Raw genomic sequence first — 21,197 nt, forward strand, 5'->3', positions numbered from 1 at the left:
AACCAATCATATGAATTCCAAAATTCTGAGTATCCCAATAGTTGCCTTATTTTTTCTATCATTTTCATTATGCTCCCAAAGTGAGATTCCTTTTGGCCAAGTGACCAATAAGGAAAAAGAGCTGGTGATTTATGAAAAAGATCCATCGGCAAATGCCATATTTCTTTATGAAATTGGAAACAATTACTTCAAGGTTGTAAATAATTACATTCGTTTAGTAAAAGAATATCATGTAAAGGTTAAAATCTTAAATGAACAAGGGTTTGATCAGGCAACCATTAGCATTCCTTTTTATAAAAGTGACAATTCATCTGAAAAAATAATTAATATTGAAGCCGTAACCCATAATAATGGCACAAAATCCTTTGTGCTGCCAGATGAGATATATACCAAAGAATTAAACCAAAACAGAAATGTACTAACCTTTACTTTTCCAAAAGTTAAAGTAGGTAGTATATTGGAATATAAGTATACGTTACACTCTCCTTTTATATATGGTTTTAATGGATGGGAATTCCAATCTGACATACCCAAAATTTACAGTGAATTTAACGCTAAAATACCTGGAAATTACATTTACAACAGAGCACTCATAGGTAATCTACCTCTTGATATCAATGAATCAAGAGTACAAAAAAACTGTTTCCACGTTCCTGGTTTTCCTAATTCTGCCGACTGTGAGATTCTTAAATATGCCATGAGTGATATTCCCGCATTTACGGGTGATGAAGACTTCATGCTATCTGAGTCCAATTACAAGTCTAAATTAGATTTTGAACTCTCTGAATTACGCAGGTTTGATGGTAGATTAGAAAGATATACCAAAACTTGGGATGATGTTGATAAAGAATTTAGAAGCGATAAGGATATAGGACGACAACTAACCAAAAAGGATTTTTTTGAAAAAAATGTTCCCAGTGAACTTTTGAGTAATGGGGATGATTTAACAAAGGCAAAAAACATTTTTAAATTTATTCAACAGCGATATACTTGGAATGAGGAATATGGCATTTATGGCAAGGTAAGGGTAAAGGAAGCATATGAAGAAAAAAAAGGAAACGTTGGAGAAATAAACATGTCCCTAATCAACCTTTTAAATGCTGCAGAAATACCAACACAGCTAGTATTGCTATCTACACGTACTGAAGGACTTCCAAAAAAGGTACACCCTGTAATGTCCGATTTTAATTATATGATTGCCAAAACCACTATTGATGGCAAAGAATACTTATTGGACGCCACAGACAAATATTTGCCTTTTGGATATCTGCCATACAGGGCATTAAATTATTACGGAAGGGTAATGGATTTTAAAAACGAAAGTTATTGGTATGATATAAAAGCGCATTCTGATAATATGATCCAAATTAATGGTTTTATAGATTTCAACACAAAAGATATAAAAGCAAAAGGAGTATTGGATTTAAATAGTTATGGTTATGAAGCCGTTTCAATGCGAAAAATGTTGGACCAAAGCAACGATCAGGAATTCCTAGATAGTTTGGAAGATGATGCTAATGATATAATTGAAATAACCGAATATGAGTTAAATGAAGATAAATCTAATGATACTAGAGTATCACAAAGATTAAAATTTGAAATACAGGACATGTTCACTAACGATGTTGTGTACTTTAATCCATTTTTATTTCAATTTTTTGATGCAAATCCATTTATAATGGAAAAGCGCTCATATCCAGTGGATTTTGGGTATACTAGAAATTACAAGTATCGTATTTATATTAAACTACCTGAAGCGTATAAAGTAAAAGAACTCCCTGAAAGTAAAATTCACACTTTAGGCGATAATTTATCAACCTTAAAATTTATTTGTCAAGAATCCAACAATCAAGTGTCAATCATCTTTGAGTTTGATCTCGCAAAGACCTTTTATAGCGTTGAGCTATATACAGAATTAAAGTCTTTGTTTGATGCAATGATGACCGTTCAGGATAATTCGTTATTGGTTTTTGAAAAGAAATAATCTTTTTTAGGTCATAAAAATTTAACGAGCACCATCAAAAATACACTTGTATTACAACATCATAAACAATAATTCGTTTGTAGAATAGGGCCAAATCCATAGTTACCCATGCAACTTCATTTTTTAAAAGCCAATCTGTTCTACAATAGACTGTTGCAATTATCCATGTTAGGCATTGTTATCTTGATATACCGTATTTTTATTACGAAATCTTCAGATTTCACTTTCTTGCTATGGAATCTCTTTTTGGCAACAATTCCACTCCTTATCTCTAAACAAATAACTACTCACAACTGGCAAGAAAAATCAAAATATATACGATTCGCTACTTTACTCTTCTGGATTTTATTTTTACCCAATAGCCCATATATCATTACCGACTTAATGCATCTAGACACCTCAAAACCAACTTTATGGGTAGATTTGTTGATGCTTTTTGTCTTTGCCTTGAATGGTGTATTATTGGGAACTTTATCTATGATGGATGTTTTCTCATATCTACAAAAACGCAATCATCCTATACTTGCAAATGGTATACTTTTAGGGGTATCGCTATTGAGTGGTTATGGCATATTTTTGGGAAGGTTTCTGCGATTTAATTCATGGGATATATTTTTTAGACCACAATTTTTACTAGAATGCATTTTTAAATCTCTTTTACTACCAGAAGCAAGGCTTTGGATGTTTGGTTTTGGTAGCTTTATCTGGATTTCTTTCTGGGTACTTAAACCATTTCTTAGGGGTATTAGAAACCTTTAGACCACTTCTACATAAAATTCATAATTCCTTAATGTTCTTTTATAATTAGTTAGCGTTCATTTTTGTTATTTTTATTTAAAAGTCCTAAAATGACCAGAACCCTACTTTTTATTGCATTGACATTACAGATTAACCTTTTCGCCCAAGACCATTCACATGGGGGCGCAAAACCAATGAAGTACCCAGATATTGAAGGATATAAAACCTTAAAAACCGATTTACATATACATACGGTTTTCTCTGATGGGAATGTTTGGCCAAATATCAGGGTAATGGAAGCTTTACGAGAAAATTTGGATGCCATTTCTTTAACAGAGCACTTGGAATATCAACCCCATTCGACAGATATTCCACATCCTGTTAGAAATAGGTCTTATCAATTGGCTTTTGAAGAAGCCAAAGAACATAATCTATTGCTTGTGCATGGTTCTGAAATTACACGTTCGGCACCAATGGGACATAACAATGCCGTTTTTATTAAAAATGCAAATCCCCTTTTACAAGATAAGGCAGAAACAGCTTTTGCCGAAGCTAAAAAACAAAATGCCTTTGTATTTTGGAACCATCCTGCTTGGTATGCGCAAAGCCCAAAAGGCACCCCAATTTTAAGTGAATTCCAAAAAGAAAGAATAAAACATAATGAACTTCACGGCATTGAAGTAATAAACACAACAGATTATTCTGAAGAAGCTTTGGCCTTGGCCCTAGAAGAAAATCTTACTATAATGGGCACAAGTGACATCCATGGATTAATAGATTGGGACTATACGGAAAAAGGTAATCACCGACCTATTACTTTGGTCTTTGCCAAGGAAAAAACCCTTGAAAGTTTACATGAAGCTTTATTTACAGGTAGAACGGTAGCTGTGTATAATAATCTATTGGTTGGTAAGTCTGAATATTTAATACCGCTAATACAAAACAGCGTTAAAGTAACTAAAGCCATTTATAGACCAAAATCTGAAGTTTTGGAGCTCATTCTTAAAAATGTATCCAGTAGCGACCTATTGTTTCAAAATGAGATGGATTATAGTTTTTATGATAGCTCCCCTGTATTTACCATCGCTGCTGGGCAAACAAAAACATTGTTATTAAAAACCTTGGACCATAAGTCTTCCATAGAATTAAAATTGAAAGCTTTAGGCTGTTTTATTGCACCAAAAGTGCAGCCGGTTATTACTTGGACTGTTGAAACGACAAAGGATTGATCAACAACACTTTTTACTGATTTCTTGATCAAAATCTGGCAACAGTATTTTACGATATTTCAGTGGCGTTTGTTCTGAAATGGATTTTTTTTTGGTAAGCATATCCACATCAAAATAAAAAGAAGAAAAATCCCCTTCACATTCATTCTCCAAACGCTCCAATAGGTATTTAGTAATCTTGTGTCTCAATTGATATTCAAGATGTAAATAGCGCTCCTTTTGTTCTTCATTGGTATCGGGGGTAATAATCCAGTTAAAAGTCAAAGGTTAAAAAATTAAAAACAATTCAAAATAACTCTAAACGTAAAATTAAGCTTTATTTCCTGTTTGTTTTCGTTTAAAATATACCTATTCCCTGCCATCAACATAATCCTGCAAATATGAATATCTTTCAGTGAGTATACCGTTTTTGGTCATCCTTGCCCGTTCTAGCACCCCGTCCTTGTCATTATTGAAAAATGCCGGAATCACATTTTTTACAAATGCCTCGCCAAACCCTTCACTAGCATCACGCGGAAGCTCACAGGGTAGGTTATCCACAGCCATTACGGCTATAGCATTTTCATCTTTAAAATTGACTTCTTTTTCGGTAATTGGGTCATAACCGTAAATTGGATCTGCAATGGTTGAAGGTCGTATGGTACAAGCTACAGGACCATCTATATCACAACTGACATCTGCCACCACTTTAATATTAAATTCAGGATGTTTAGCATCTTCCCGAGTAAATAAATATGGTGCACCTTGACCATAAAAATGACCTGCAATATAAAAGTCCGATACTTTGGCGAATCTAAAAAAATTGGATTTATATTCCTCTGGGTGTGCGAAAAAATCGGCCTTGTTACCTCGAACTCCATCTTTTCGTTTATTGTACTCTCCAGCATCTATCTGGCAATATACAGGCTCATTAAACTTTTCTTCCAAATACTCCGCAACGTTCACCCTTCGCATCCCCATGCCATCCAACATTTCCCTAGCACCGTTACCTACCCTACCCCTTCCAGTAAGGAGTACCTTAATCTTAGGAAGTTTAATTTTTTTTAATTGGGTGATAAGTGCCTTTTGGTTAGGTAGGTCATTGGCCTTTGGTAATTGGAACAAATCAAATTTTAGTCCGTATGCCCTAAAACCATTATAAGCACCAACAATGCCCGCGTAACGACCAAAGGCAACCAAGCGTTGTTCTTTTGTATTGGTAATAACTTCGTGATCATATAACTCTATGTTTTTGTCCAAAATGGCCCTAAGCAAATCGCGATTATAGGGTTGCTTTTTAATGGTGTGTGAAAAGAAAAAGTATTTTTTATTAGGAATGAGGTATATAATTGGTACTTCCTTGACCCCGAGAAGTACATCACATGTTTCCATATCAGCCTTAACCACTATTCCCGCTTTGCTATATTCTTCATCTGGATACGCTCGAATTGGTGAAGGTTCTACTACAATTTTGGCATCTGGATAAGTCTTCAAGACTTTTTGGCAGGCCTCTGGAGACAGTACCACCCTTAGGTCTGGTGGATTTTTACGTTCTCTGATGATTCCGAACTTCATAAAGATCTTTGGTATAAATATTGCATAAATGTAAAGGGAATTATAGCGGTTCACAAACTTTTGTTAGCTTTGCGGCCCGCGTTAGGGATAAAGGAAGGTACCCCGCCCGGACGGACCATTAGGTACGAGCAGGCGTGTACTACCGGTAGCCCGACCTTTTGAAAAAGGGAACGCCCTTTTAAAATTAGGAAAATGTTCTTTGAAAATAAAGTGGGATGAATTCGGACCTTCAACGTAGTTTATGTTGAGCATAGACGAAGTACACAGGTCATAATTCAATTACGTAAATCTAGGATTTACTATTTCATTATGGGGCCGACTGGTTTTGACAGCGAGACCAATGGCAATGTAAGCATGCCGAGCGCTGGGGTACAGCTCGTTAATATCATACTTCACACTTTTAATTGGCGAAAATAATTACGCTCTTGCCGCTTAATCCGAATTATAGTAGGATTAGCCTCGTCCCTACAAGGTAGGGAAGCGAGATGTTCCTGAATAGCCCTTGTTGACGGCGATTCATTTAGGAGCACCAGAAAAGTCAACACAAGGGTGTCCGCTCGCTTTGGCGACACCTCTAAAACCTAAAGAAGATAAGTGTGTATTAGGCGGTTTCTGGTCAGGTACACATCGAAAACCAAACAGATCCTAAGCATGTAGAAAGCACTGACGTTGCTTGTTTGGACGAGGGTTCGAATCCCTCCGGCTCCACTAAAATCAAAATTTCAAAATCAAATGCGAAAGCGAGCAAATAAAAAGGCTCACTTTTTTGTTTTGGGAAATAAGCATTTGCAATCCGTAGGAACAAAATTTTGATTTTCAACTACGGTTAGGAGGGAAACCGAAGGTAATCCTCCGGCTCCACGATTAAGCGCAACTGGTTTGCGATTTAAAACACAAGAAGTCCGACAAGTTTACTTGATCGGGCTTTAATGTTTAAAAGCGGCTGGACCTAAAGAACAACCTGTTGCATTTACAGTACGACAGCCACTAGGGAAAACCAAAGGTAATTATCCGACTCCACAATCACTCACAACTACCATTTGGCAAGAGCAACAAAACCCATCAAGTTCACTTGAATGGGTTTTGTTTTTTCTTGATATAAATTTTGAAAAAATTGGCAGCTGTATTTGCTGCATTGGTTACGAGGGCAAGGCACTAGCCAAACCTCTGGATTCACAACACTCAAGATAACACACTAATTGGTGTGCTTTTGTGATTGATGAAATTTTAAAAACAAGAATTATGTTATCTTCGAATCAAGTAAAAAATAGTAAATGTCAAAAGCCAAATCCTGGTTACGAATCATTATAGAACTTGTAGAAGTCTTTTTTGATAGCTCTCAAGGCAACAAACGAGGCCGTACTTGGCACCAACATGTAGTGCCTTATGAAGAAGGTTGGGCGGTGCGCCGTGAAGGTAACAAGCGTATAACCAGCAAACATCAAAAACAGAGTATCGCCATACGCAAGGCCAAAACTTTAGCTAGAAAATACAAGGCCGATGTCATAATTCACCGCGAAAATGGCGGTATTCGAGATCGCATAAGTTATGATGATTAAGGAGTTCAAGGATATCAAAACATACGTAATTGGATAGTTTTTCGCCCCACCGAAGTTAATCCTAAGCGTAGCTGAAGATTAAAAAAATGCCGAAAACATTATAGCATAATAGTGACCTATAGATTTTGCCCTAGGCATTTCAAGCACACATCGGTTGGCAGGCAACTCTAATGATATTGAATATAAACTATTAAAATAGTCATTTACCAAACCAGCTAGTAAGATTGGTCTTTTAAAAAATAATTTATCACCAGTTATTAAAAATTGTAAAACAAATCGATATTTATTTTATTTTTGAGATAGTACCATCTAGACCAAATGACCACCAATATTAAATCCATGTTCAGTAAAATGAACGATGAAACCCGCGAGGAAGCACTACACATTCTCATGGCTGAATTTGGTATAGACAATAAGCGCTATATCAAAAACAATTGGCTAATTGGTGGCAGAATTCCTGAAGATTACCAAGAGAATATTGTTAACATCTTCCAGAATCTTTTAAGGGTACAGCATTTAAAAATCATGCAAATTAAAGTGCAGCTATAACCCATTTAAAATTAAAACGTACTTAAAAAATAACCGACACGCTATACTCACATGCCGGTTACCAACTCACTCAAACTTACTCTAAACTAATTACAAAAATCATATTTATTTTTTACTTAAGCTTTAAATTAAGATTAGCCTTATCTTAAGTTCAACGCATTTCCCTTGCTTAAATGCTTAGGAAAAGTGATATTCAATGCCTCCAGTATGGTTGGTGCTATTTGACTGCTATACAACTGTTCTTCTTGCTGTAATTCTCCTTTAGGCGCAACGCCTTTACCAAAAGCTATACACCAAACACTACCTGCGCCGTTTACATCTTTACCGTGACCTTTCCAAGTTTTTAAAGGCTCAGTTCCCCGGCCATGGTCTGTAGTTATAATAAACAAGGTTTGGTCTTTATAGAAGGTGTCGTTTTGAGTAAAATCCCATAGTTCATTTATCAATCTATCTGTTATGTTAGCAGATTTCAAATAAGAGTCATACGCACCGTCATGTGCAAAATCATCCGTCTCACCATAGGATACATAAAGAAGACTTGGATGGTTTTTTTTAAGTTCCTCAAGGGCATAATGGTGAGTAAAAGCGTCTAAACGCACACTACCCCATGGACTAGGAACTACAGGTTGCAATTCATTCAAAAATTTCTCCCTATCCGTAAGGTTGTCACCACTTGCCAACTCAAAACCTGCATTTACCGGAACACCAGAACGCGCTTCATTTATAATAAATGGAAAGACATCCCAACTACCAAAAGCGGCCACTTTACCGTTGTATCTGTTATCTTGGTTCACAATTTCAAGTATCGTCTTGTTGGGGTTTGGTATTTTATCGTTGCTGTGAATGCGATCATCATCTGCACTTCCAGTAAGTATTTCATTGTAACCAGGGTATGAAAACCACATTTGGTTGGTTAAGTCTACTTTGCTTTCTTTAAATCTGTTACCGTGTATTTGACCAATATTTTTAATTTCGTTCCAAATAAAAGGGAACAAAACAGCCCTACGTTCTTCAGCGGTTTCCCTCCAAAACCTATTTTTTAAACCCGTAGTATCATGCACATATTCTTTATTGGTTACCAATAAAGGGTCTGCCCCAGTGAACAATTCTTGCCAACGCAAACCATCCAAAGTAATTAAAATCACTTTTGTGGTATCTTTTTGCGCATGAACAGCGATTACACCTACAAGGGCAATAATCAGTACTAAATATTTTTTTGTTTTCATTATAATTTTTGTTCTTAGTTTATAAATTTATATTCTTTTTATTGTTTGCCAATTTTGGTAGGGGCACTATTTAAAATTTGTATTGCCTTTTCCAAATCTTTTCTCTTAATGGTTAGTGCAGGTACCAGTTGAAGGACATTTAAAATATATTTACACATAGTAAAATTATGTCCAACACTAATTTACTAGTTGTGATTTTCAAGTGTTATTTAATGGTTGCCAAAAGTGAAGGTATTGGTTAATACGGGAATTCCATAAAATACTGTTTATTGTAAACATTCAACTATTCCGAAAACCCAACAACCCCATAAAAAAGTTATCAACAATTATCTTTAATAACTTTAACAATGCATTTCATCGAAAAAACTACGCATTTCATCGCGGAATTCATTTTCCTGAATATTTTAGGGCTTTCAAAAAATTAAGAACCGTTTTTAACCAAAAACACTTGATGAAGCCATCTTTTAAAAAAGCACCATTCTTTATCCTCTTCACAATATTGATCTTAATTTGTTCTTCTTCATGCAATAAAGGTTATGACCTAGTTTCGGACTATGCAAGCGTGGAGGATTTAAATGCTGTTAGCCAAGAATTTCTAAAAGCTAACATTGAACTACTTACAGAAAGTACTTGTTGCGATTAGGTTGATATTTCATACATAACTATCGTTCATCACCAATTTTACTTTTCTATTTTAAAATCTTACATACGAGCACCAATTTATAGTTTGTTGTCACTAACTACCTTTAATTACAATCCTATTATCCTATTCCATCCATTTATAATAACTTAGGGTAAAATAAATCCCTAAGCGTACCAATGGCCCTTTTCCATAAAAGAATTATCTCCCTAACAGGCACTATAGATTTTACCGGCATACAACTTACGGAGCCTAAACAATTTGCTGCAGGTTTACCTGCGATAAAAGTTGCAGTACAACATACTTTTAAGGAGATGGGTGCTTTAGAGGCCATTACTACCCTTTCCCATATGAATCAACCAGATGGGTTCGATTGCCCTGGGTGTGCCTGGCCAGACCCGGAAAAACCCTCTAAACTTGGGGAATATTGCGAAAATGGCGCCAAAGCATTAGCAGAGGAAGCCACCTATGAAAAAGTGAACGCTCATTTTTTTAAAGAATATAGCGTTGAGGAAATTTCTGCATGGTCCGACTATAAAATTGGAAAAAGTGGACGCATCACGGAACCTTTTATATTACGTAAAAATAGCAATCATTACGAGCCAATTTCATGGAATGATGCTTATGGCGTAATCGCTTCAGAGCTAAAAAAATTAGATTCCCCAGATGAAAGTATCTTCTATACTTCTGGAAGATCCAGTAATGAAGCTGCATTTTTATATGGCATATTTGTTAGGGCCTTTGGCACTAATAATATGCCAGACTGTTCAAATATGTGTCATGAAAGTAGTGGTGTAGCCCTATCTGAAACCCTAGGCATTGGAAAAGGCTCTGTAAAATTAGAGGATTTTGATTGGGCAGAAGTAGTTATGGTCATTGGGCAAAATCCAGGAACTAACCATCCTCGAATGCTATCCGCACTAGAAAAATGCAAGAACAATGGCGGTAAGATTATTAGTATAAATCCACTAAGTGAAGCGGGTCTTATGCGTTTTAAAGACCCACAATCTCCAATGGGATTGCTTAAAGGCACTTCTTTAACAGATATCCATTTACAAGTTAACATAAATCAAGATGTTGCTTTATTAAAGTTGATCCTAAAAAAACTAGCCAAATTAGATGCTGAAAGTCACGTCGTATTTGACCATGAGTTTATTTCAAAGTATACACATGGTTACGAACAACTACTTAAAAATCTAGACACCTATTCAGAAGAAGAATTACTAGCTTTTTGTGGCGTTCCCGAGGAAGAAATTTTAAAAACGGTATCCCTTCTTGCCAAAAAAAACAAAATAATAATTTGTTGGGCCATGGGGCTAACGCAACATAAAAACGGCGTTGCCAATATTAAGGAATGTGTAAATCTACTTTTATTAAAAGGGAGCCTAGGAAAACCAGGTGCCGGAACATGTCCTGTACGTGGACATAGCAATGTACAGGGTGATCGCACCATGGGCATTATGCATCATGTTTCCAAAGAACTAAACAAATCAATAGAAAATGTTTTTGGCTTTTCACCACCAAATAAACAAGGTCTAGATACCGTACATGCCCTGGAAGCCATGCACAATGGAAAGGCTAAAATATTCATGGCACTGGGAGGAAATTTTCTATCTGCCGTTGCGGATACCAATTATGCTGCAGAAGCATTACAAAAATGCTCATTAACCGTTCAAATAAGTACCAAGCTTAACCGTAGTCACTTGGTGACAGGCAAAACAGCGTTAATTTTACCCACACTTGGTCGTTCTGAAAAAGATATGAAAAACGGGAAATATCGTTTTCTCACGGTAGAAAATAGTATGGGAAAAGTACACCGAACTAAAGGTGTACTAGAACCAAAATCACAACATCTCAAAGGCGAACCTGAAATTATAGCCGGAATTGCCAACGCCTATTTTGAAGGTCATTGCCCCATAAATTGGAACGAACTTGGAAATGACTATAATCTAATTAGAGAGAAAATTTCCCAGACTATCATAGGGTTTCAAAATGTACAAGAACAGTCCAAAGCATCAGGGTACTATCTACCAAACAACGCTAGGGAATTGGATTTTAGCAAACTACCTAACGGAAAAGCTCAATTTAGCATTTGCGAATTACCTCAACATCAACTTAAAGAAAATGAATTTCTATTGATGACCATACGATCGCATGATCAATTTAACACAACCATTTATGGGCTTAGTGATAGGTATAGGGGTATAACCAATGAGAGGCGGGTTGTATTCATTAACCCATCAGACATGAAAAAACAAGGGTTTAAAAAAATGGAAGTTATTGATATTGTCAGTACTTATGACGGCATAGAAAGAAGAGCAAACCAATTTATATTGATTCCCTACAATATACCCAAAGGAAATCTGGCTGCGTATTTTCCAGAAACCAATATGGTGGTACCATATAACCATTATGCAGACCATAGTCACACACCAATCAGTAAATCTGTAAAAGTGCATATAGAAAAGCACCAAATAGAATTATGATTTTTCAAAGGTGAATGGTAATTTTTGTGCTAATTTTAAAATTCTTATACCTATAGAAATTGTATTGTATTGTTGACATAGAGACGACTGGAAATGGCATTAAGGGCAATCGCATTACCGAAATATCCATTTTTAAATATGATGGTCACGGTGTTGTAGATGAATTTACCTCACTCGTTAACCCGGAATGCGAAATTCCATATTTCATTACGGGATTAACCGGCATTGATAACGCGATGGTTCGCAATGCCCCAAAACTGGATGAAATTGCGCCGAGAATACTCGAAATCACAAAGGATACCATCTTTGTGGCCCATAGCGTACACTTTGATTACAATGTTATTAAAAACGAATTTCAGCTAATTGGATTTGAGTTCATACGCAAGAAACTATGCACCGTTAGACTATCTCGTAAACTTTTGCCGGGATATACTTCCTATAGTTTGGGGAAATTATGCTCTGCGTTAGCTATTCCATTAACGGATAGACACAGAGCCCGTGGGGATGCACATGCCACCATGCTGTTGTTTCATAAACTATTAAGATCTGACAATGCCGATAAAATATTTAAATCATTTTTAAATGCACGTTCCCAGGAAGCTACATTACCGCCTTCGCTACCAAAAGAAGAATTTGAAAAATTACCTTCTACACCAGGCATCTATTATTTTAAGGATAGAAAAGGTGCCATAATTTACGTAGGTAAAGCTATCAATATTAAAAAACGGGTATTAAGCCATTTTTATGACAAATCCACAAAAGAAATTTCCTTGTGTGCAGAAACCTCTTTTTTAGATTTTGAAGAAACCGGTAGTGAACTAATTGCACTCTTGCTAGAATCCGCTGAAATAAAAGACCATTACCCTAAATATAACAGAGCGCAAAAGCGAAATATTCAACAGTATGGTATTTTTAGTTATGTAGACAGAAACGGCATCATACACCTTGCCTTTAACAAATTAAAGCTGGCCCCAAATCCACTAAAGAGATTTTACAGTGTTACTGAATGTAGGTTATTTTTAGAATCGTTATGCGAAACCTTTGAATTGTGCCCCAAATACTGCCACTTACAAGAAAACATTACTATTTGCTCACATTACAAAATAAAGCAGTGTATTGGTATCTGTTCAGATCTACGCTATTTATCGGAGTATAATGAAAGAGTTATAAATGCTATGAATTTCATTGAAAATGAAAAATCTGATTACATCATTAAAACAAAAGGAAGAAATCTGGAAGAAGAGGCCTTTATATTAATCCAAAACAATGTATATGCGGGGTATGGTTTTATTCCTAAAAATATAACCATTACCCATGTAGAAGATTTTGAAGCTTTTTTAATCAAACAAAAAAGTACTTTGGAAACTGAGCGACTTATCACATCATATACTTTAAAACATCCTAAAAAGGTCTTAAGATTTATTGAGGATGGTGTATTTTAAGTGCCAATCAATCCTTCATCTTGTTATATAAACGAACAACAAAGTATAACCACACAATAAATATGAGGCCTACTAAAATTGAATATCCTAATACAAAATCCACTATTTACGATACTTTAGAAAATTCATAAAACCAAGTATGGTTGGTGCCCAAAAAGCTATAAAAATTGCATCCAATTTTTCACCGCTCAAAAACAATACTTCAGAAACAATAATTATGGATAAGACTACCAGAAGCATGATACAATTCATGACTCCTACTCTTTCAATAAAATTTTTTATCATTTTAGTAATACAAACCCTACTTAAAGGTATTAATTAATTAGAATTGAAATTCAAATGTTTTAAGAAACTATTAACATTTAAGGATTTCCCAAAAAACTAGTCTAAAAATAAATATATAATTCAATTTTAGACCGGTTTAATTATGTATTTACAAATGATGGTGTTATTCTTCTTTTTTGCGCCCACCTATCATTAAGCTAAGTGTAACGCTAACCAAAAGTAGGACAACAACGGCAAAAACTACAATCATTATAATACCGTTACTCCAATTAACCAAGGGTAATATATTTTTCATTTTAAGTATTTAGGTTTATAAATTCATATTCTAATCTTGCATTTTATGCCATTACTCCCTTGTCCTTAATCCTACAAGGTTATAAAAGGGACAATAATTTGAAAAGCCCGTAACCGCCAATACAATGGCGAATATGCTTAATATGGTAGCCGGTATACCCACTACAAAATCCAAGCCTACCAAAAATGCTATAATAGCGGCAACAACAATCCTTACCGTCATATCCAAAACTCCTATATTCTTTTTCATATTCTCAATTAAATTTATTTTCAATTCTTTGGAAAACAGGTCTTTTCCCAAAAAAATAGAAGATTAAAAGTATAAGGAAGGGGGTATAGAATAAATGACATTTGTCATTTTCAAAAAATAAACTATATATACTTCTATTTAAGAATACGGGCGACTAGCATTTGCTACTATTCTCTGCTGCAACCCTGGCGCCAATAATGGATACCGCATCAGGATTATCAAAACAAGCCACTGCATCAATCGTTTTAGCGAATAAATATTCTTTTTTAAGTTCATTGATCATACCACTAGAAAAAATGATATCACGCACCGGACCAGTCGCGCCAGCAATATAAAAGTCTAAATTATTTTGATGTAATTCTGCAATAAGCTTGGTAAGTACATCAATTGCTGTAGCATCTATATAATTTATGGCTTCTGCGTTTAAAATTATGCCTTTAAGACCTGGCCCTTTTTGTTTTATCATATTAGATAATTGCTTTTTGAAAAACATAATGTTTCCAAAGTATAATTGGGAATCGAACCGAACTATTAAGAGGTCATTACGAACAACTACATCATTTCCAAATCGTTTCACATTTTTATAGTAATCCGAACCTTTGACAATACCCAATTCCGCAAAATGTGGTTTGGAGGTTCTGTAAACTAGTAGCAGTAAAGCTAATAGAACACCTACCAAAATACCCTGGGTAATTCCAAACACTATGGTTATTAAAAAAGTAATGACCAGCACCCCAAATTCATCCTTTCTAAGTTTCAACAACTTCTTAGCATAGGCCAAATCTATAAGTCCTACTACGGATACCATTACAATACTAGCCAAAATGGCATTGGGCAAGTATTGAAATAAAGGAGTTAAAAACAATAAGGCCAAAACCACCAAAAAAACACTGACAATACCCGCCAAATTAGTTTTTGCCCCTGAATCATAATTAATTGCCGATCTTGAAAAACTAGCTGTAACAGGATAACCTTGAAATAAAGACGCTACTATATTGGTACTTCCAAGGGCTATTAATTCTTTATTGGCATGTATCGTTTCCTCGCCACTCTTTTCCTCTAGTGCCTTGCCTATGGAAATGGCTTCTAAATATCCCACTAAAGCCAAGGCCAGCGCAATTGGCCACAATTGCGAAATGCTTTCTAGCCTAATATCCGGTAAATTAAAACTAGGTATCCCACTTGGCACTTCACCCACTAACTTCACCCCAAAATTGGATAATTCAAAAAAATAGACAACAGCAATGCCCAAAACAACAATAAGTAAAACAATAGGCCATTTTTTCAACCATTTCTTACCTACAACTATAGCAATAATTCCAAATAGACCTATACCTAAATCATAAATATTAGTTTCATTTAATTTAGTGAATAGTTTAGGTAAAAGTGCAACAAAACTATTACTACCTGGAACCTCTACCCCTATCAAGTGTTTTAACTGACTACAGATTATTATAATTGCTGCTGCCGATGTAAACCCACTAATAACGGGTTTTGATAAAAAATTAACCAGAAAACCCATTTTAAATATCCCCAGTAAAAATTGAATGGCACCTACCATAAGTGCCAAAACCATTACCATAGCAATGTAATTTTCCACTCCGGTTATTGCCAATGTACTTAAACCAGCGGCTACCAATAGAGAATCCATTGCAACGGGTCCCACTGCAATCTTTCTAGAGGTACCTAATAAGGCATACATTAATACAGGGAACAAAGAGGCATATAAACCATAAACGGGAGGTAAACCAGCAATCATGGCATAGGCCATGCCTTGTGGCACTAAAACAATACCAACGGTTAAGCCAGCTATTAAATCATTAATAAGATACGATTTTTTATAGGTAGCTATCCAATCCAAAAAAGGAAAATAGTGCTTCACTTTACTAAATTAAACATTTAAGTAGGGATTTTTAGGGATTAGGGCAGTAGGCTATTAAATTCCAAGGCCTTGGTTATCCAGAAATCCATGTCCTTTTCACTGTCAAAACCAACGGGGTCTATAAAAAGGAATCCCCGCATAGGTTTTCCTGTAGCATCCATTTTTCTTCCACCAGGTCTTTGTAGCAACTGTTCATACTTGAGTTTGCCAACGCGAACCATTAAGCGATCTTCTTGTGTCCTTTTATCCATATCAACACAAACACACATTTTACCATTAACCATAAAAACGAGTCCACCCATCATCTTCTTTTCCTCAAGATGCCCTTTTCCTTTGAGACGCTGTCTAACCCTATCGGCCAAAAATTCACTAAATGCCATAGCTAAGGAATATCAATTCTAGATTTGTGGAGTGAGCGTAACTTTAAACACCTTGGCCTTTTTTCCAAGTTCTTCAAAGCCTGTATTTAAATTTTTTTGTTCTACCGCGTAGGGATAAAATGTAATAGGCTCTATACACACCATATTAGGCACTTCTGTCCAAAGCATAAAATTTCCGAAACCTGATGTTTCTATCTTTAATGATTTTTTATCTTTCAAAACAATTGAAGAAACTTCGCGCACCAATAATGCGTTACTTCCCACAGCTAAAACCTCATCAATAGTTATAGTCTTTTTTCCAGTGTCTACAATTGTATCAATACCAGTGAGTTTAAAAGCAGGATGATAGCCTAGCATAAAAGGCATCCCCTGCTCACCACTTATTTCAAAGGAGATTTCTAAAGTTTCCTCCTTTAATTCAAAAGCCTTTTTAAATTGAAAATCATAAGGCCATGACAATTCCTTTTCGGTAGATTTATTGGGGAATTTTGAGTTTGGCACTTTAGTATTTGCCAGATACTTTTTAACAAAAATCACGCTGGTATCGTTCTGGTCTGATGCCTTATATTCCATTTCCCGAAGTAATCCGTGTTGGTCCTGTATGGCATCGCCTTTAGGTGTTTTCACCCTAAAATTTGCAATATTTGTGGGTCCTATGATAGGAAACATTTCAGTGTCCGCATTACGCCAACCGGGACTCCCTTTTTGGTGGATAAATTCATGACCACCTACCTTGTAGCTAATCAATTCCCCAGCATCTATTTTTACCGATTGATTATTTAATTGTAGTGTCGTCATTATTACTGATTGATTAATCTATAAATTAACAATGCCGTTCTTTTGGTAAGATCAGCTATTGTATTAAGATTCACCGTCTCCTCTGGGGTATGTGCACCAGAACCCATAGTTCCCAATCCGTCCAAACAATCCACATAATCTGCAACAAAGGAAGTATCTGCCGCACCTCTTTTACCTGGGTCATATGCAACAACTTCACCTTGGCCCAAAGCTAGACTAACCTTGTTCAGTTCTGCCAACAATACTTTATTACCTTCTGTAGGCGCCATTGCAGGGTAACTATTCGTAAATGTTACAGTTGCACTCGTATGTGGTAAATTTTGGGAAACTATTTCTGTCATTTTATCCCTAGCGCGTTTTTTCTGCTCCTCAGAAATAAACCGTAATCCACCACGTACTTCTGCCTTCTGTGCTACCACGTTGGTCTTACCAAAAACACTCCCTTTACTGGTCATATCATCAAAGTCTACAAAAGTTCCGCCCAATAAAGTTCCAGGATTGAAAGTCAGTAAATCCTCACCCTTAACATCTGTATAAAATTGGTGTAGAATCCTAGACATTTCAAAAATGGCGCCAGCCCCTACATTTTCATTGAAAATTCCAGATGAATGCGCCCTTTTACCTTCTACTTCCACCTTCCAACCAGAAGCTCCCCTTCTTGCAATGGTAGAATAATTATAGCCTGTTGACGTTTCAAAACCCAAGGCAATATCACTTCTTTTGGCTGCATCTATCAAATCTTTCCTGCTAATATCCAAAGGTTTTCCAGCACTTTCCTCATCACCTGTAAATGCAGCAATAATTTGCGCATTGTTCAGTAATCCATTTTCATATAAGGCCTTTAAAGCATATAAAATAATTACATTACCACCCTTCATATCATTACCTCCAGGAGCATGGGCAATACTATCGTTTATCCTAGTAAAGGTCTGAAATGGACTATCTTCCTCAAAAACGGTATCAAGGTGACCTATCAATAATAACTTTTTCCCTTTGCCTCCTTTGGTCTCTGCGAAAAGATGTCCTGCCCGGTTCATTTCAGAGGGCATGGCAATCCAATTGGTATCAAAACCAATGGCATCAAACTCCTTACTAAACATGGCGCCTACCTCTTTAACACCTTTTAGGTTAAGCGTGCCGCTATTGTTATTTACGACCTGTTCTAAAAATTGTATAGCCGCTTCATTATTGATCTCGACGCTTGTTATAATTTTCTTTTCGGTTTTGGAAAGCTTTTGGGCATTTAACTGAAAGGTAAGTAGCGTTAATGCTAATGAAATAAGTATTTTATGATTCATTTGATGTAGTTTGTTATCAAATTTACCAAATTGAAATTCAATCCAGAATCAATATTCCATTATTTCAGAACAAATTATAAATGAGGTAAAACCAAAGGCCTGTTATTCAAATCTGATTGCCTTTACTGGAGTAATTTTAGTAATAATGTAAGATGGGACAAGCAACATTAGCAGGCATAATAGTAACACCCCAATGTTTAGTAGGAAGACGGTAAAAATATCAATATGCACGGGAATATAATCTATATAATATTCTTTGGGGTTGGGAAATTTAAATATCCTGAATTTATCCTGTAGAAAGATTACACCCAAACCTAGGGCATTTCCCCAAAATAAACCTACCGTGATAAGATACGTGGCATTGTACAAGAACACTTTTCTAATACTCCAATTTGTAGTTCCCAAGGCCTTTAGAATACCAATCATGGGTGTGCGTTCCAAGATCAGTACCAATAATGCGGTAATCATATTAATACCGCCAACAATGACCATTATGCCAATGATCAGGGCTATATTAAAATCAAAAAGTCCTATCCATTCAAAAATTTTATAGTATTTATCCTTTAGGGTTTTGGTATCCAAATTGGAAAGGGTTTTACCGTAAATTTCGGCACTCTTGGTATCAATATCGTCAAAACTTTCTAGGAAAACCTCAAAATTTCCTACTTGATCATCTTCCCATTTATTCATTCTTTGGATATGGCGAATATCAATAAAAATAAACCTGCTATCAATTTCCTCGAACCCACTATCGTAAATACCTGTAATCTTGAAATTACGTTGGTTAGGTAATTTATTGGTATCATCATCCCTCAAGAAAAAGGTAAAAAATGAATCACCAATAGTAAGATTTAATCTACTCGCAGTACTATTTGAAATGAGTACATCAGAATTTAGATCGCCCCTATAATCTGGCAAGGTACCCGCAACCAAATACTCTTTTAAGACGGTCCAGTTAAAATCCTTACCAACTCCTTTGGCTATTATACCCTCAAACGTCTCCTCTGTTCTAATGATACCTCCTTTAGTTGCCACTGCCTGTACATGTTCCACACCATCTACACCCTTAAATTCTGGATAAAAATCTTGTTGTAAGGAAACAGGGACTACAGAGACTTCAGAATTATTGTTGTCATAATTATAAATCTGGATATGGCCGTTAAATGCAGTTACTTTCTCCCTAATTTTGTGCTTTAGGCCAATACCTGTAGCTATGGCAATTAACATCATAATAATACCTATGGCAATTGCTGCTATGGCTATTTTTATTATTGGTGCGGAAATACTAATTTTATGTTCCTTACCTTTAATAAGCCGCTTGGCGATAAAATATTCTAGGTTCAAATGATATTATTTTTTTCCAGTCTCAAAAGTACAGTTTTATTATTGTTTTTGACATTCTCGTCTTGTGGAAACATGACCAGGGAGATTAAAAAACCCACGGTAAAAGTTTTGGATTCCACTTCCTTGGCCACACCAAAACCTGTTGTGGTAGCCGCAAACAGAACTGCAGCCTATTTGCCTTTATTGAAGGGAAAAAAAGTGGCCATTGTTGCCAACCAAACCAGTGTCATCTTTAACAAAAATGGGCATACCCATTTGGTAGACTCACTCTTAAGTTTACAAATGGACATTACCAAAGTATTTGCACCAGAACATGGTTTTCGTGGTATGGCAGATGCTGGAGAGAAGGTAAAAGACGGTATGGACACACAAACGGGTTTGCCTATTATTTCATTGTATGGTAAAAACAGAAAACCAACCAATGAACAATTAGCCGGTTTAGAAGTAGTTTTGTTTGATATACAAGATGTGGGCGTACGGTTCTACACCTATATAGCAACACTACAATTAGTGATGGAAGCCTGTGCCGAAAATAATATTCCTGTAGTTGTTTTGGACAGACCTAACCCTAATGCCCATTATGTAGACGGACCTACCATGGAAGCCCAACATACTGGTTTTCTTGGCATGACCCAAATACCTTTGGTTTATGGGATGACCATTGGGGAATATGCAAGAATGATCAATGAGGAAGGTTGGTTAGAAAATGATAAAAAAGCGTCGCTTATGGTTATACCACTTGAAAATTGGTCGCCCGAAATAGATTATATCTTGCCCATTAGGCCTTCGCCAAATTTACCAAACAACACAGCTATAACCCTATACCCTAGCTTAGGTCTTTTTGAAGGGACCAATATTAATGCCGGCAGAGGAACAGAATTCCAGTTTCAACGCTATGGGGCGTCATTTATGGATACTACCCAATATGATTTTAATTATGTGCCAAAGCCTAATTTTGGCTCCAAATACCCTAAAGAAGAAGGTAAAACATGTTACGGCAAGGATTTGTCGGAATCGCCCAAAATGTATAAGGTTTCACTCGAATGGATAATCGATGCCTATCAAAACACGGCCGACAAAACAAAATTTTTCAATACATCTGGTTTTACAAAACATGCAGGTACAGAACTATTACAGAAGCAAATTGAAGATGGACATACAGAAGCAGAGATTAAAAAAAGTTGGCAACCAGATTTAGATAAATTTAAAAAAATACGAGCCAAATATTTAAGATATTAGGTTGATGGCAAGAAACTGCT

18 protein-coding genes and 1 other RNA gene are annotated in these 21,197 nt (G+C 35.9%); 9 read left to right on the forward strand and 10 right to left on the reverse strand.

Annotation, left to right across the window (positions count from 1 at the left end; genetic code table 11):
- Positions 1 to 10: 10 nt before the first annotated feature.
- The 3 genes from ACOCEA_RS00465 (at position 11) to ACOCEA_RS00475 (ending at position 3,951) form a co-directional block, all read left to right on the forward strand.
- Complete coding sequence (locus ACOCEA_RS00465; protein ID WP_420754228.1) at positions 11 to 1,984, forward strand: DUF3857 domain-containing protein; 1,974 nt, start codon at positions 11 to 13, stop codon at positions 1,982 to 1,984.
- A 108-nt stretch (positions 1,985 to 2,092) separates the two neighbouring features.
- Positions 2,093 to 2,743 (forward strand): DUF1361 domain-containing protein, encoded by a 651-nt coding sequence (locus ACOCEA_RS00470; protein WP_420754229.1) that lies wholly within the window; start codon positions 2,093 to 2,095, stop codon positions 2,741 to 2,743.
- An 89-nt stretch (positions 2,744 to 2,832) separates the two neighbouring features.
- Complete coding sequence (locus tag ACOCEA_RS00475; protein WP_420754230.1) at positions 2,833 to 3,951, forward strand: Sb-PDE family phosphodiesterase; 1,119 nt, start codon at positions 2,833 to 2,835, stop codon at positions 3,949 to 3,951.
- On the opposite strand, the gene ACOCEA_RS00480 is transcribed toward ACOCEA_RS00475, so the two are convergent.
- Positions 3,952 to 4,215: a hypothetical protein gene (locus tag ACOCEA_RS00480; RefSeq protein ID WP_420754231.1), complete on the reverse strand. Its 264-nt coding sequence runs from the start codon at positions 4,213 to 4,215 to the stop codon at positions 3,952 to 3,954.
- 84 nt (positions 4,216 to 4,299) lie between these two features.
- The gene (locus ACOCEA_RS00485; protein ID WP_420754232.1) at positions 4,300 to 5,505 is read right to left on the reverse strand and encodes an NAD(P)-dependent oxidoreductase; all 1,206 of its coding nucleotides are present in this window, start codon (positions 5,503 to 5,505) and stop codon (positions 4,300 to 4,302) included.
- Positions 5,506 to 5,816: 311 nt separating this feature from the next.
- Between ACOCEA_RS00485 and ssrA the strand changes: the two genes are divergently transcribed.
- From ssrA to ACOCEA_RS00500, 3 genes are all read left to right on the forward strand, one after another.
- Positions 5,817 to 6,216: a transfer-messenger RNA gene (gene ssrA, locus ACOCEA_RS00490) on the forward strand.
- Between the two features lie 563 nt (positions 6,217 to 6,779).
- Complete coding sequence (locus tag ACOCEA_RS00495; RefSeq protein WP_420754233.1) at positions 6,780 to 7,064, forward strand: DUF2188 domain-containing protein; 285 nt, start codon at positions 6,780 to 6,782, stop codon at positions 7,062 to 7,064.
- A gap of 318 nt (positions 7,065 to 7,382) precedes the next feature.
- Entirely contained in the window at positions 7,383 to 7,613 is a 231-nt protein-coding gene (locus ACOCEA_RS00500; protein ID WP_420754234.1) for a hypothetical protein, read from the forward strand.
- Positions 7,614 to 7,753: 140 nt separating this feature from the next.
- Here ACOCEA_RS00500 and ACOCEA_RS00505 read toward each other — a convergent pair whose 3' ends face one another.
- Positions 7,754 to 8,839, reverse strand: a complete 1,086-nt coding sequence (locus tag ACOCEA_RS00505) for a phosphoglyceromutase (RefSeq protein WP_420754235.1) — start codon at positions 8,837 to 8,839, stop codon at positions 7,754 to 7,756.
- 819 nt (positions 8,840 to 9,658) lie between these two features.
- Between ACOCEA_RS00505 and ACOCEA_RS00510 the strand changes: the two genes are divergently transcribed.
- Together ACOCEA_RS00510 and ACOCEA_RS00515 are read left to right on the forward strand one after the other, a co-directional pair.
- On the forward strand, positions 9,659 to 11,965 hold the full coding sequence (locus ACOCEA_RS00510; RefSeq protein WP_420754236.1) for an FdhF/YdeP family oxidoreductase: 2,307 nt from the start codon (positions 9,659 to 9,661) through the stop codon (positions 11,963 to 11,965).
- 59 nt (positions 11,966 to 12,024) lie between these two features.
- Complete coding sequence (locus ACOCEA_RS00515; protein ID WP_420754237.1) at positions 12,025 to 13,407, forward strand: exonuclease domain-containing protein; 1,383 nt, start codon at positions 12,025 to 12,027, stop codon at positions 13,405 to 13,407.
- Positions 13,408 to 13,855: 448 nt separating this feature from the next.
- On the opposite strand, the gene ACOCEA_RS00520 is transcribed toward ACOCEA_RS00515, so the two are convergent.
- The 7 genes from ACOCEA_RS00520 to ACOCEA_RS00550 all read right to left on the reverse strand — a co-directional run bounded on the left by ACOCEA_RS00520 (position 13,856) and on the right by ACOCEA_RS00550 (position 19,938).
- Complete coding sequence (locus ACOCEA_RS00520; RefSeq protein ID WP_420754238.1) at positions 13,856 to 13,987, reverse strand: hypothetical protein; 132 nt, start codon at positions 13,985 to 13,987, stop codon at positions 13,856 to 13,858.
- Between the two features lie 51 nt (positions 13,988 to 14,038).
- The gene (locus ACOCEA_RS00525) at positions 14,039 to 14,236 is read right to left on the reverse strand and encodes a YgaP family membrane protein (protein WP_420754239.1); all 198 of its coding nucleotides are present in this window, start codon (positions 14,234 to 14,236) and stop codon (positions 14,039 to 14,041) included.
- A 154-nt stretch (positions 14,237 to 14,390) separates the two neighbouring features.
- On the reverse strand, positions 14,391 to 16,118 hold the full coding sequence (locus tag ACOCEA_RS00530) for a SulP family inorganic anion transporter (RefSeq protein ID WP_420754240.1): 1,728 nt from the start codon (positions 16,116 to 16,118) through the stop codon (positions 14,391 to 14,393).
- Between the two features lie 38 nt (positions 16,119 to 16,156).
- Positions 16,157 to 16,498, reverse strand: a complete 342-nt coding sequence (locus ACOCEA_RS00535) for a TfoX/Sxy family protein (protein ID WP_420754241.1) — start codon at positions 16,496 to 16,498, stop codon at positions 16,157 to 16,159.
- An 18-nt stretch (positions 16,499 to 16,516) separates the two neighbouring features.
- The gene (locus ACOCEA_RS00540) at positions 16,517 to 17,296 is read right to left on the reverse strand and encodes an aldose epimerase family protein (protein WP_420754242.1); all 780 of its coding nucleotides are present in this window, start codon (positions 17,294 to 17,296) and stop codon (positions 16,517 to 16,519) included.
- A 2-nt stretch (positions 17,297 to 17,298) separates the two neighbouring features.
- Complete coding sequence (locus ACOCEA_RS00545) at positions 17,299 to 18,594, reverse strand: M20/M25/M40 family metallo-hydrolase (protein ID WP_420754243.1); 1,296 nt, start codon at positions 18,592 to 18,594, stop codon at positions 17,299 to 17,301.
- Between the two features lie 102 nt (positions 18,595 to 18,696).
- Positions 18,697 to 19,938, reverse strand: coding sequence for an ABC transporter permease (locus ACOCEA_RS00550; protein WP_420754244.1), 1,242 nt, complete (start codon positions 19,936 to 19,938; stop codon positions 18,697 to 18,699).
- Here ACOCEA_RS00550 and ACOCEA_RS00555 point away from each other — a divergent pair, their 5' ends adjacent.
- On the forward strand, positions 19,939 to 21,177 hold the full coding sequence (locus tag ACOCEA_RS00555) for an exo-beta-N-acetylmuramidase NamZ family protein (RefSeq protein WP_420754245.1): 1,239 nt from the start codon (positions 19,939 to 19,941) through the stop codon (positions 21,175 to 21,177).
- Positions 21,178 to 21,197 lie beyond the last annotated feature (20 nt).

This window comes from Maribacter luteocoastalis (assembly GCF_048890225.1).
In the GTDB taxonomy this organism is placed as follows: Bacteria; Bacteroidota; Bacteroidia; order Flavobacteriales; family Flavobacteriaceae; genus Maribacter; species Maribacter luteocoastalis.